Consider the following 11,472-nt stretch of genomic DNA (forward strand, 5'->3'; position numbering starts at 1 on the left):
CTTCTTGCTGATATTATTCTGTTTTAGTTGCTTGTGTTGAATGGTGCTGTGCGAGCAAGGTGAGTAACTTCATTTAATGGGGTTCGGTTTTCATCATCACACCATTCTTGCCACATTTAGTAGGGTTTCGCTATTTAGCGTGGTATTTTCTGTGGATCTAGGGTGTTTACATCTTTTCCTGAACGCAGAAGAGATATGGTGCAGCTTGGGATGGGGATGGAATAATGGATTTGTTATCCGCGATTAACAGACTCGTAGGAGAGGACTATCTTGATGAGTGGTCTTCTTGCGTCAAGGATTTACCTAGGGATCAGCGAGCGGAAGCCTTCAGATCTGCGGAGCCGCTTTGGATTAAGCGGATGGTTAGCGAGGGGAAGCTACTAATTCATCCCGTTGTGGCGGCAGACCTTAAAAATCGGGAGTGGAAGCCAATTGATCTACACCGGCGGATGATCTGGGCAAGTGTCCTCGCGTCCATTGATAGCCCGCAAGGGAAAGAACGTTTTAATGCGAACAAGGCGAGAATTGTTAAGAAGCATGGAAACGACTGGTGGTTTGATATTTACAAGAGGGTCAAGCCTGCCTATGCGGCACGCATGAGGATCAAGAAGAATCAGGAAAGTCATGGGCCTGTGCTTAACCACATGGCGAGGCATAGTTCCGTGTTCGCCTTAGCTTTGCACGAAGAGCGTGAGGCAGCTTTAAAAATGATTCCAAAAAACTAAATAACTGGGGTCAGGGCAGGGCTAAAGCTTTACCAGCCCAACATTTGGATATGCATCGCAACTTGTTGGGCAGATAAACCTTGCCCAACCTACGTGCAACAGAGAATCTGCCGATTGCAAACCCTGCGCCGGTGATCCCCACATTAAATGAATTGGGAGGATTTATGTCATTCGATTCAGAAGAGTTATTTCAATTGCTGGCCAAAAAAGATTGGATTGTCATTTCAAAATTGATGTATAGAAACTCGAAGATTATAGGTTCGAATCCAATAATGTCTCATGCAATTCAGCTGTTTGAATCTGAATTTTTTCGTGAGACAGACGAGTTGATGCCTGGCGAAAGAAAAAAGGCATACGAATTTCCTGGGCTGATTATTGATCTTAATCAGCATTCGTTTTCACGGTCGTTTGTTGATACATTTGTTGATAAAAAAATATCTCTGTTAACAGAACTAAAAAGCGACTCACTGTTTAACTATGCCGTATCTAATCAGCATAGAGAAAGCGCGAAGAGGGTTATTCGAGAGTTTCAGAGCAACAAGCCAGAGGTTGTCGCGGACGCCAAGAGGCAACACGTATCAGTTAAGGCAACCGAAACCAGCTCAGGTAAACCAAAGACTATCAATCTATTCAAATCCAATATGGAGCAGTGTTTCTTTGAAGCAGTGCGGGATGCTTTTCCGACATATCATCCTTACCCGAATATTGCGCTGAGCACTATCTTGGACTTTAAGGCAATAGATAACCAGCTCTCGCCCCAAGAGAAGGAATATTTTTTTAAAGCTTTAATAGATTCAGTTGTTTTCGACACAAGGCATGGATATGAGCCGAAGTATTTCATCGAGCTAGATAGCTCTTTTCATGACAGCGATCGCGCCAGACATAATGACAAGATGAAAGACAATATCTTTAGGGCTGCTAATGCCAAACTCATAAGAATCCGCCCTCACAAGTCCAGCGAGATATCTACAGCAAAATTTAAAGAGTTAATTCTTGAAATTATGCGTGGTATGTGAGAGAAAAAAATTGGGGGCACTCATTAACTCTCTTCGTCAATAACACGTAGGTTGAACTAAGACTTTACCTGACATGCACCGCAACTTGTTGGGCAGATAAACCTTGCCCAACCTACGTGCTGGTATGTTTATTTATTGTGAAAATAACAAGTGCTATTTAAGATCGTTGTATTTAATGACTCCTAAACTGAAACAGTTATGAAAAGAGTAATACGTTTAGGTGACCAAACAAGTCATGGTGGTGTAGTGCTTAGTGGCGCATCAACGACGAATATGTTCGGTAAGCCCGTTGCCCTACTTGGGGATAAAGTGAGCTGTCCAGTACCTGGACACGGTGTTTGCCCTATCGTTGAGGGTGACCCTACGTGGGCAGTAGGCGGTAAAGCGGTCGCGTTGGAAGGCCATAAGACCTCTTGCGGTGCGGTGTTAATATCCTCCATGCCGGAGGTCGGCCGTGCTTATGAAGGCAGTGGTACTGCTTCTCGCAGTAAAATAGCGGCTACAGCAAAAGAAAACATCATTGCTGCCACCACTACACTTGCAATAATGGCGCTTATTTTTGACGACAAATACCAGCTAATCGATGATTCAACACAAACTCCTTTAGCTAATCATGCTTATGCTATCGAGCGAGAAAATGGGGATGTCGAGCACGGAGAAACAGACAAAGATGGGCATACACACCTTTTAGCTTCTGTTGCTAAAGCTGAAAATATAAAAATTTACTTAGAGGGCTGATCAATGCCAAATCAAACCTTAACCTCACCATCAGGAAAAGAATTAATCCTTGTTGCCAACAAAACCACCACTAGTAAAGAAAATGACGAAATAAAGAAAATATTGGTTGCCCGAGAAACAATTGAAGTGATTGTTGGAGAGAATATCGGGGTCAATCCTGGTTCAATATTTGGGCACGCAGCTATTGATATTGATGGTGTTGTTTACAGCCGCGCTCACGAAAAATACGCGGTAATCGATAAGAACAAATACATAAATGGCGGAGAGAGTTTGCCAAATGGGCAAGTATCAACTGGGCAACGTGGCTCTAGGAACTCGGTAGGCGTTATTTTGAGACTATCCCAAAGAGAAAAGGCTGTCGTATTGACAGAATTAAAGCGACGAGTGGCTGCCGACTCTCAGGCCCGCCAGAAAAACTCAAAGGATACGGACTACAGCATATTTAGTAACAGCTGCAGCAGCAATGTTGCAGATGTTCTTGAGTTAGTTGGAGTGCTGGCCCATGACCCAAGGTTTTTACCGTTTCCTGTTTCCCCAAAAGAGCAATTAGCTGTATTAAAACGCTCAAACCGTGTTGTTAAAACCATTGAATACCCTAAGGTGTCACAGTGAGCAAAAGATTTAGTACCTCAGCCAGGCTTGGATTTACTGTATTAAACTTATTTCAGTTCGGGTTAATCATTGCATCAGGGGTTTTTCGTAAGAAGGCATGGCTGACTTCCGACTATGTAACGGATATACCGCTTCCATCTCCCGCCTTGACAACATCAAACTGGCTATTCATTGCATGGTTAGCCAGCATTGCACTTGCTGCTCTTTGGGCAATTAAAGATAAAAACAGCAGATTAATTATTTGCCTTGTAAATCTAATTGTATTTCCCAGCCTGCAATTTTTCTGGTTCTTATCATATGCTGGATAAATGAGGGGTTACGATCATTAGCACGGTAGGTTGGGCTAAGGCTTTACTAAGCGTTTAGAAATAAATATCATTTGTAGATAAATGCGTTTTCCTAAAATACAGTGTAAAAATAGCTAAAGATATAGCCTAATTTCATAAAAATATAACTTTACTTTCTAAATTGTTAGTATCAGCCCAACAATCTAATTAAGTACCGCAACTCGTTGGGCAGATAAAGCTTGCCCAACCTACGTGCTGCTTGTGCATTTTGCCAGACCGCCCCTTTGTGCGAGGGAGTAGGAACATAATGAATGAAAATACGGTTCACATAGTTGAAGCAACACTTGCCGATGCACAAATAATTTATCAAATGCAATTGGTATCATTTAAGGGTCTATTAGATCGGTATCAAGATTTTGAATTAAGCCCCGCCGCAGAACCTATAGAAAAATTTATAGCCAGAATGAATCAGGCTAATTCTACATACTTCCTTATTTATTTTGGTTCTGTACTTGTAGGTGCAATCAGAATACAGCAGAATAATAAGGAAGAAATATGCCGTATTTCTCCGGTTTTTATTTTGCCAGAGTACAGAAATAAGGGCATTTCACAGAAAGTATTTGAAATTATCGAAAGCAAATACAAGCCAAGAAATGGATGGCAGCTTGATACTATTCTGGAAGAGGCGGGAAGTTGCTATTTATATGGAAAATTAGGCTACAAGAAAACGGGGAAAATTGATTTTATTAAGGATGGGATGCATATCGTGCGTTACCAGAAAAATGCCTGACATCATTTTAGGCAGGCTTATTTGGCCGTCACTATCCTTGCAAGGATCGAAATAGGAATAGAGCTAAGTACTTATCAGCACACTGCATTTTTTTAGGTATTGAAATGATCACTCCCTGTAAATCTCTTAATCAGCCGGGCTGGCTTGATCTTCGGGCAGCGCTTTGGCCTGATTGCTCAAATGCTGAGCACTTGGCACAAATGGCGTTGTTTTTGGCGTCCCCGCAGCGTTTTGCCCAATTTGTGGAATACGATCAATCAGGCAGGGCGCTTGGGTTTATTGAGCTTGCGGTGCGGGGCGATTATGTAAATGGCACGGAGTCTTCGCCGGTTGCATTTCTTGAAGGAATCTACGTTGAGCCAAGCGCCAGACGGCGTGGTATTGCGGCTAAGCTGGTTGCCACCGCCGAGCAATGGGCTAAAGAGCATGGTTGTAAGGAATTGGCCTCTGATGCTGCAATAGACAACTCCCAGAGCCATGCCATACATCAATCACTCGGTTTTAATGAAACTGAGCGGGTGGTGTTTTTCAAAAAAGCGCTGTGATGCGGGCTTGTGTTAAAACGCCCTGCATAAATATCAATCCCCACCGGATCACTGCTATCAAAGCCGTCGCTGTTTATTTGCTAAAAAAACTGACGCACTTACGGAATCGCCATGATGTTACCTAGCTTGCTGCAATCGTCCGCTGCGCGCACCTGGCTGTTCTACGGCGATAGCATCACTCATGGTGTGCTGCATACAGCGGGCGCGCGTTGTTTTAGCGAGCACTTTACCGAGCGGCTGCGTTTTGAGCTGGAGCGGTCGGATGATGTGGTGCTCAATACGGCGTGCTCTGGGCATAACACGCGGCAGATGCTGGGCCATTTCCCCCTGCGCGTGGCACGCTTTAAGCCGGATGTACTGCTGCTGATGGCCGGAATGAACGATTGCAACAGCAGGCTGGCAGATGGGCAATATGTGCCGCTGGACGAATTCTGCGCCAATCTAGCCTCGATGATTTCCGCCGTGCGAGGCTGGGGTGGCGAGGTGATTTTGCAGACCGTTACTCCCGTGCTGCCGGGGCAGGCCCCCGAGCGGGCGTTGACGCTGCCACAATACAATGCGGCGATGCACAGCCTGGCAGCAGAGCTGGCCGTACCCCTGATCGATCACGCCGCCGTGTGGGAAGCCCTCGCCGCAAAGTTGCCCGTCTATATGGCCGACGCCTTTCACCCCAATGCCCGTGGCCATATCCTGCTGGCGCATACTCTTTTCCGTGCGTTGGGGGTTTTTGATGAGGCAGCGCCTAGCTGTAAACTTGCCTGAGTTGGATATATGGTTTTAAAAATTGCGCTTTAGCTTACTTTTACCTTTGAAAAGGCCTTACTTAAATGCATAGCGTGCAGCTTTCTGAGTATTTCAGGCTATTAAATTTTCCTCAGAAGCTAGGGGTAAAGTCGGCGCGTTGTATGGTCTGGCTGCATGGCATAGGGGAGCGTGGGGATGATCTTTCTTTGGTCTCTAGGTATGGCCTTCCTGCCGCGCTTAAAGAAGGCCGCCTTACTGTTAACGCGGATGTGATTTGCCCTCAGCTGGAGGCTGGGCTGACTTGGTCCGCCGAACGTCTTGCACAGCTAATGGCTGAGCTTAGAAAACACTACGAGGTAAGTGCTGTGTTTGGCTACAGCCTTGGTGCTGACGGGGTTTGTGGTTTGCTTGCTGATTTTGGTTCACAGGCAAGTATCCATATTGCGATTGCACCTAGTGCTTTGGTGCCGATTGTTGCCTGCCAGGCTGCTACAAGGTTTCTGGTCATTTCGGGGGAATATGATCCTTGGCTTGAAGCAGATGCTTTTCTTGACGCCATTCGGGCAAGTGGCGGGGAAGCAGATAGTGCTGTAATGCAGGGGGAGGGGCATTACATCTCCGAATCAGCTCTTGCTCACCCGAAACTTGTTGCCGCGCTTGCATCTATTGGGATTGCTTTTGTTTGCTGCTGAAATGGAGCCTAACTCCTCCTTAATTTTATGGTTTTGAAGCCCTGAAGGATGGGCTAGCTTTATCAAACAGCCCTGTGCTCTTGCCTTTAGTTTTTCATTTAGTTTCCTTATGTCCCATGTCTCAGGATTCCAATGCGAGCCTTACTCATCATTTTTTTTGTTCTCTTGCTATCAGGCTGTGGGGATGTTTATTGCTATCTAAAGAGCGGTGAGGTCGGACGGGCATTGAATAAAGAGCTTCGTCATAAGAAGAGTACGCAGGTAGAAATAGCCAAACTGACAAAATTTACATGGGATGAGTTTTTTCTTTTTGGCCCCCATCAGAGCACAAGCGAGGTGTGTAAACGCTTGATGCTTACTGCCGCTGAATGTCAATCGGTGTTCAAGATCGAGTCCGTAGACGAAGGGGACATGCTGATGGTTTTTCGTCTAAAGGGGCGGATTGTGCATACAGAATTGCATCGCCGTTATTTTGGGGATTTTACGCCTGCGCCTAAAACGCCATTTACTCCACAAACCGCAGTTTTCTTAGTTGAAGGAAAGGGGGCTTCTAATAGTGCTTGGTTGAAGTTACGGCCAAAAACGTAAGTACTGGTTTTTGTGAAAAAAGCGAGTTTTCTTTAGGTGGCTTGGTCATATTCGCTGTGCCAATCGCGTAGTTCATCAATAGGATGCAAACCATGGAAGCTTTTCCTCCGCTCTCGCAAGTGCTGTCAAAGTTAAATGCTCTGGGTATTTCTTTGCCAGATGGCCCAGTTTTTATAGATGGCTATGGCGATTCGCCGGAGCTATCCGAAGAGCTGTTAGCGTTAATTCGCGAAGGCAAAAAACGTGCAGGCACTGGTTTGTTGTGGGGGCATGAAGCGGATCAAGTGCCTGTGCCATGTGTGGGCGATTTGCAGATTGTGCTTGATCACCATAATGAGCCAGCGCTGATTACGCGTGTTGTGAGCACTTATATCGTGCCGTATTCAGAAGTGACTGCCGAATACGCCGCGATTGAGGGTGAAGGCGATGGCTCTTTGGAATACTGGCGTCAGGCGCATTGGGGGTTCTTTGCACGAGCATGCGAGCAGCTAGGTCGCCAGCCTGCGGAGAGCATGCCGGTTGTATGTTGCATTTTTGAAGTGCTGCATATTCTGCCCGTGGCGGCTTAGCTTTATTGGGTTTAGGTCTTCTTCTCTGTCTTTTGCATAAGGATTAGCTATGCATGTCGCCATTCTTACTTTTCAGGGTTTCAATGAGCTTGATTCTTTTGTCGCGCTTGGTGTGCTTAAGCGAGTGCCGGGCTGGCGGGTCAGCATTTGCTGTCCGGAGGCGACCGTCACTTCCTTGAATGGGGTAACGATCCATGCACAGAGTTTATTGGATGAGGTGGCAAGTGCAGATGCGGTGTTGGTGGGAAGTGGCTCTAAAACCCGCGAGGTGATTAATGATCCGCAAATTATGGCGCAGCTAAAACTAGATCCTAGCCGGCAGCTGATTGCCGCTCAATGCTCGGGAGCGCTGGTGTTGGCGAAGTTGGGTCTTTTGGGGGCGATTCCTGCCTGTACCGATCTCACCACTAAGCCTTGGGTGATCGAGGCGGGTGTTGAGGTGCTGAATCAACCCTTTTATGCCAAAGATAATATCGCCACCGCCGGTGGTTGCTTTGCCGCACCGTATCTTGCCACATGGGTAATTGCTAAAACGGCGGGCATCGATGCTGCCAAAGAAGCGCTTTATTACGTAGCGCCAGTAGGGGAAAAGGAAGAATACGTGGCGAGAGCAATGAAGAATATTGCGATGTATTTGGCTTGATTTTGAGTTGCCAAAAATAGCACGGTAGGTTGGGCTAAAGCTTTATCAGCCCAACAATCTAATTACGTACCGCAACTCGTTGGGCAGATAAAGCTTGCCCAACCTACGTGCTGGTAGCCTCACGCTAGGAGTCTTCTGTGGTATTTTTTGCGATTTCACGCGGTGCGTTTGAGAGCTATGTCAGCCTTGGTCTAGTGGGCACGCAGCTATGGGTTTCGGCGGGCGTGATTTCCGGTGAGGAGCTGGCAACTTTGCGGGCGGAAGGTATCGAGGTCTCGAATTTCAACTACACGCTAGAGCCTAGGGATAGTGCCGGAATTGAAGGTGCAGTAGAAACCATTATGGAACATCATCCAAACCATACGGTTTGGGTGGGGCGGTGATAAAAAACCAATACTTAGGCTGCCAGCTGTTTCAAACTGACCCTGCGAAACAGCGCCATCAGCGATAGTGCGGCGCAGGTTAGGGCGGCGACTAGGGCGATCCAGTAGCCCTGCACGCCATGGCCCGGAATGGTGGCCGTGCCAAAAGTCAGGAAGTAGCCTAGTGGAATGCCGATCACCCAAAATGCGGTGAGGTGAATCAGCATAGGGCCACGGGTTGATTTATAGCCGCGCAATACGCCAGCTACCACCACTTGTGTGGCGTCTGAAAACTGGAAGAAGCCCGCTAGCACCAGCAGTTGGCTGGCCAGAGCCAGCACAACGGTATCGCTGGTGTAAAAGCCTGCGATAAAGCGCGAGGCAAAAATCATTGATGTGCCAGTTAATAGGGCAATAAATAGGCCCATATGAATCCCGCTTTGGCCAATAAAGCGGGCGTTTTTATAATCTCCAGCGCCTATCGCATGACCCACGCGCACTGTTAGCGCCGTACCAAGCGCCATCGGCACCATAAAGGTGAGCGATGAAAAATTAAGTGTGATTTGGTGCGCCGCCACGGTAACGGTACCCAGACTGGCAATCAGTAGGCCAATCAGGCTAAACGCACTGACTTCCACAAAGAACATCATGCCGATGGGTAAGCCCAGCCTAAGTAGTTGTTTTTGCGCTGCCCAGTCTATGCTTTGCCATGCGCGAAATGGGTGGGTATCTTTGTAGACTGGCGCATAACGCACCCAAGCTGTTAACAGCAGAAAGTTAACCCACACACAAAAAGCCGTTGCCCAGCCGCATCCCACGCCACCTAAGGCAGGAAAGCCCAGATGCCCATTAATTAACACCCAGTTGCAAGGTATATTTAACAGCAGGCAGAAGATGGAGATCACCATCATGGGCTTGGTTTGATTTAGCGCTGCGCTATAGCAGTATAAAACGCGGTAACAGGCAAAAGCCGGTAGCCCCCAGCTGACTGCTTTTAAAAACTCGCCAGCTTTATATGCAACGATAGGCTCAAGCCCTAGGTGGTTAAAAATTGGCAGCAAAAAACGGACTAATATCAGGCCGATCAGCGATAGCAGCAGGGCTTGCCTGAGGGCTTGTTGGGTTAAATTTGGGATGGGCTTTAGATCGTTAGCGCCAATTTTTTGCGCCACTAGCGGGCTAATTGCCAGCAAAAATCCCATTAGCGTCACCATCATCGTGACCCAAATCGAAGATCCAACCGATACCGCCGCCAAATCACCCGCTGAGACATGCCCTGCCATCACTGCATCGATAAATGCTGTGCCAGAGGTGGCAAGCTGGCCAATGGCGATGGGCCATGCAAGATGCCAAGTGGCGCGAATATCGCTTAGTCTTTTATGCATATCATCTACAAAATGGATTGGTCGGCTCGTATTCGGAGAGTAAATCAGGGTAGCGGCGATTGAACATCAGCGCATCTTGCAAGCTCACATCAAGCACCACCACGCTGCCATTAGCTATGGTTTGCGTGCTAAAGCCTAGACTTGTTGCTGCGGCAAAAGCTTTGGAAAGTGATAGTGGCGAGGTGTTGCGCTTGGCACTTAGGCGCAGCCAGCTTTGTTTTTTCCAACGCAGAGCGGGGTGAATTTCGCGAGCAACTTGAGTTAATTCTGGGGCTAGGCAGTCGTACATGGCAGCATTCCTAATTCACATAGTGGGAAGCTGGTCGCAAGGTTTTTTAAATTGGATGCGGCCAACGCTTTAGCGATATTTTCCCTAGGGCGCGCCTCGCAAGTTGTCGATTAATTGGCGCGTAAAACAAAAAAACCCGCAAGCGCGGGTTAGGGCGCTTTAGCTGCATTTATAAAGCGCCCGCAAGCTGGCAAAATCAACTCGGCGCTGTGTGTTTCATTCTGGCGGCGAGTCTGCTTGCTGTCAAGCCGCTTTATTCAGGATTTTTTGAATCGATCATTAAGGTGATGGGCCCATCATTGATCAGCGCTACTTGCATATCGGCCCCAAACACACCCGTTGGAACGGGTTTGCCAAGCAACTGGCTAAGCTTGAGTACCATGGCGTTAAACAGTGGCTCAGAAACTTCGCCTTTAGCTGCCTTGCCCCAAGAGGGGCGATTCCCTTTGCTATAAGAGCCAAATAACGTGAATTGCGATACGGCTAAAATATCACCTTGGGTATCTAATACCGAGCGATTCATTCTTTGCTCATCGTCTTCAAAAATACGCAAATTGCATATTTTATTGGCGGCCCAGTTTAAATCGTTTTCTGTATCGTTATTTTCAATCGCAATCAAAACTAATAGGCCATGGGCAATTTGGCCAGATATACGCTCTGCAACGCTTACTTTGGCTTGGCTAACTCTTTGAATTAATACGCGCATTTTGATTCTCTAGATATCATCAACGATAGACAATTCTTTGGCTTTAATGTTCCATTTTCCTGATTATGCCTCTTGCTCAATCTCATTATAAATATCGTAGGGCGGGTGCAACCTTTGATCGACGTTGAACAAAATGTGGGTTGGCAACTGGCCTACAAATTCAAAAACCAAGCTCAACACTTAAGAAATCCATTTGCACAGAGTTAATGGAGCAAGAGGCATAATCAGGTCCACTTTTATAAGGATAAATTAAGTACGATGTTAATTTTTATATTGGCTGCTGCGTGCAGAGCGAGCCGCTTCAGCAAAGCGTTGTGCTGAGCTGGCCTCTTCAGGATTGTGGATGTTGAGTAAATCATTTTTTAGTTTGGTAGATAATTGCGGGTGCAAGTTAGCCATTTTATCTAAATCTGCAAGGATGCTTTCAAGTAGCAATGGTTGTTCTAATTTGCCAAAGTAGCGAGCTAGCCCAGACATTTTTGCCATTTGGATACGGAATTTTAAATCAAATAGATCTTTACGTACCACGCTAGGTGGTAGCGCTGAGTTTGGGCTTAATAAAACTGTTTTCTCAATTTCTATGTTTGCAGCCGAGCGCAAGGTGCTGCGGCCCCGTTTTTGTGGTTGAGCTGTTTGTTGCCTAAGCCGCTTAAATAGATTTACCTGATTATGTCTCTTGCTCAACCTCCTTGCTCAAACCACCTAAAAGGCCTAAGGTGAACGAACGTTCTTTTGTGGAGTGGTCGTCATGGCAATCAACCCAATCCAGATGCAAAAGGGG

At 46.7% G+C, this 11,472-nt stretch carries 17 protein-coding genes; 13 read left to right on the plus strand and 4 right to left on the minus strand.

The features are described from left to right. The first annotated feature begins 224 nt into the window (after nucleotides 1-224). From R6242_RS20420 to R6242_RS20480, 13 genes are all read left to right on the plus strand, one after another. Nucleotides 225-725 (plus strand): hypothetical protein, encoded by a 501-nt coding sequence (locus tag R6242_RS20420; RefSeq protein WP_318430439.1) that lies wholly within the window; start codon nucleotides 225-227, stop codon nucleotides 723-725. Nucleotides 726-805: 80 nt separating this feature from the next. Further along, nucleotides 806-1,741, plus strand: coding sequence for a DUF2726 domain-containing protein (locus tag R6242_RS20425; protein WP_318430441.1), 936 nt, complete (start codon nucleotides 806-808; stop codon nucleotides 1,739-1,741). Between the two features lie 198 nt (nucleotides 1,742-1,939). After that, nucleotides 1,940-2,479 (plus strand): PAAR domain-containing protein, encoded by a 540-nt coding sequence (locus R6242_RS20430; protein ID WP_318430443.1) that lies wholly within the window; start codon nucleotides 1,940-1,942, stop codon nucleotides 2,477-2,479. 3 nt (nucleotides 2,480-2,482) lie between these two features. Continuing rightward, nucleotides 2,483-3,091, plus strand: coding sequence for a hypothetical protein (locus tag R6242_RS20435; RefSeq protein WP_318430446.1), 609 nt, complete (start codon nucleotides 2,483-2,485; stop codon nucleotides 3,089-3,091). Next, nucleotides 3,088-3,399 (plus strand): hypothetical protein, encoded by a 312-nt coding sequence (locus R6242_RS20440; RefSeq protein WP_318430449.1) that lies wholly within the window; start codon nucleotides 3,088-3,090, stop codon nucleotides 3,397-3,399. Before R6242_RS20435 ends, R6242_RS20440 begins: the two co-directional genes overlap by 4 nt. A gap of 286 nt (nucleotides 3,400-3,685) precedes the next feature. Further along, entirely contained in the window at nucleotides 3,686-4,168 is a 483-nt protein-coding gene (locus R6242_RS20445) for a GNAT family N-acetyltransferase (RefSeq protein WP_318430451.1), read from the plus strand. A gap of 104 nt (nucleotides 4,169-4,272) precedes the next feature. Then, on the plus strand, nucleotides 4,273-4,713 hold the full coding sequence (gene aac(6') / locus R6242_RS20450; protein ID WP_318430453.1) for an aminoglycoside 6'-N-acetyltransferase: 441 nt from the start codon (nucleotides 4,273-4,275) through the stop codon (nucleotides 4,711-4,713). Nucleotides 4,714-4,824: 111 nt separating this feature from the next. Continuing rightward, nucleotides 4,825-5,475 carry an SGNH/GDSL hydrolase family protein gene (locus tag R6242_RS20455; RefSeq protein WP_318430455.1) on the plus strand — a complete coding sequence of 217 codons (651 nt, stop codon included), beginning with the start codon at nucleotides 4,825-4,827 and terminating at the stop codon, nucleotides 5,473-5,475. A gap of 65 nt (nucleotides 5,476-5,540) precedes the next feature. Beyond that, on the plus strand, nucleotides 5,541-6,149 hold the full coding sequence (locus R6242_RS20460) for a hypothetical protein (protein WP_318430457.1): 609 nt from the start codon (nucleotides 5,541-5,543) through the stop codon (nucleotides 6,147-6,149). Nucleotides 6,150-6,281: 132 nt separating this feature from the next. Continuing rightward, on the plus strand, nucleotides 6,282-6,737 hold the full coding sequence (locus tag R6242_RS20465; RefSeq protein ID WP_318430459.1) for a hypothetical protein: 456 nt from the start codon (nucleotides 6,282-6,284) through the stop codon (nucleotides 6,735-6,737). Nucleotides 6,738-6,829: 92 nt separating this feature from the next. Beyond that, nucleotides 6,830-7,306, plus strand: coding sequence for an ASCH domain-containing protein (locus R6242_RS20470; protein WP_318430461.1), 477 nt, complete (start codon nucleotides 6,830-6,832; stop codon nucleotides 7,304-7,306). A 49-nt stretch (nucleotides 7,307-7,355) separates the two neighbouring features. Beyond that, nucleotides 7,356-7,949 (plus strand): DJ-1/PfpI family protein, encoded by a 594-nt coding sequence (locus tag R6242_RS20475; protein ID WP_318430462.1) that lies wholly within the window; start codon nucleotides 7,356-7,358, stop codon nucleotides 7,947-7,949. A gap of 137 nt (nucleotides 7,950-8,086) precedes the next feature. Beyond that, nucleotides 8,087-8,332 (plus strand): hypothetical protein, encoded by a 246-nt coding sequence (locus tag R6242_RS20480; RefSeq protein ID WP_318430463.1) that lies wholly within the window; start codon nucleotides 8,087-8,089, stop codon nucleotides 8,330-8,332. Nucleotides 8,333-8,346: 14 nt separating this feature from the next. On the opposite strand, the gene R6242_RS20485 is transcribed toward R6242_RS20480, so the two are convergent. From R6242_RS20485 to R6242_RS20500, 4 genes are all read right to left on the minus strand, one after another. Then, nucleotides 8,347-9,696, minus strand: coding sequence for an MATE family efflux transporter (locus R6242_RS20485; RefSeq protein WP_318430465.1), 1,350 nt, complete (start codon nucleotides 9,694-9,696; stop codon nucleotides 8,347-8,349). A 1-nt stretch (nucleotide 9,697) separates the two neighbouring features. After that, entirely contained in the window at nucleotides 9,698-9,985 is a 288-nt protein-coding gene (locus tag R6242_RS20490) for a hypothetical protein (protein ID WP_318430467.1), read from the minus strand. Between the two features lie 253 nt (nucleotides 9,986-10,238). Then, nucleotides 10,239-10,691, minus strand: a complete 453-nt coding sequence (gene dtd, locus R6242_RS20495) for a D-aminoacyl-tRNA deacylase (RefSeq protein ID WP_318430469.1) — start codon at nucleotides 10,689-10,691, stop codon at nucleotides 10,239-10,241. Nucleotides 10,692-10,952: 261 nt separating this feature from the next. After that, nucleotides 10,953-11,375: a hypothetical protein gene (locus R6242_RS20500; protein WP_318430471.1), complete on the minus strand. Its 423-nt coding sequence runs from the start codon at nucleotides 11,373-11,375 to the stop codon at nucleotides 10,953-10,955. Nucleotides 11,376-11,472: the final 97 nt, after the last annotated feature.

Source organism: Iodobacter sp. CM08 (genome assembly GCF_033446605.1).
In the GTDB taxonomy this organism is placed as follows: Bacteria; Pseudomonadota; Gammaproteobacteria; order Burkholderiales; family Chitinibacteraceae; genus Iodobacter.

Bases quoted from the DNA above. Each gene is read 5' to 3' on its own strand.
- R6242_RS20420 (WP_318430439.1), top strand. From the start codon at position 225: ATGGATTTGTTATCCGCGATTAACAGACTCGTAGGAGAGGACTATCTT.
- R6242_RS20430 (WP_318430443.1), top strand. From the start codon at position 1,940: ATGAAAAGAGTAATACGTTTAGGTGACCAAACAAGTCATGGTGGTGTA.
- R6242_RS20435 (WP_318430446.1), top strand. From the start codon at position 2,483: ATGCCAAATCAAACCTTAACCTCACCATCAGGAAAAGAATTAATCCTT.
- R6242_RS20445 (WP_318430451.1), top strand. From the start codon at position 3,686: ATGAATGAAAATACGGTTCACATAGTTGAAGCAACACTTGCCGATGCA.
- R6242_RS20455 (WP_318430455.1), top strand. From the start codon at position 4,825: ATGATGTTACCTAGCTTGCTGCAATCGTCCGCTGCGCGCACCTGGCTG.
- R6242_RS20460 (WP_318430457.1), top strand. From the start codon at position 5,541: ATGCATAGCGTGCAGCTTTCTGAGTATTTCAGGCTATTAAATTTTCCT.
- R6242_RS20465 (WP_318430459.1), top strand. From the start codon at position 6,282: ATGCGAGCCTTACTCATCATTTTTTTTGTTCTCTTGCTATCAGGCTGT.
- R6242_RS20470 (WP_318430461.1), top strand. From the start codon at position 6,830: ATGGAAGCTTTTCCTCCGCTCTCGCAAGTGCTGTCAAAGTTAAATGCT.
- R6242_RS20475 (WP_318430462.1), top strand. From the start codon at position 7,356: ATGCATGTCGCCATTCTTACTTTTCAGGGTTTCAATGAGCTTGATTCT.
- R6242_RS20485 (WP_318430465.1), bottom strand. From the start codon at position 9,696: ATGCATAAAAGACTAAGCGATATTCGCGCCACTTGGCATCTTGCATGG.
- R6242_RS20490 (WP_318430467.1), bottom strand. From the start codon at position 9,985: ATGTACGACTGCCTAGCCCCAGAATTAACTCAAGTTGCTCGCGAAATT.
- dtd (WP_318430469.1), bottom strand. From the start codon at position 10,691: ATGCGCGTATTAATTCAAAGAGTTAGCCAAGCCAAAGTAAGCGTTGCA.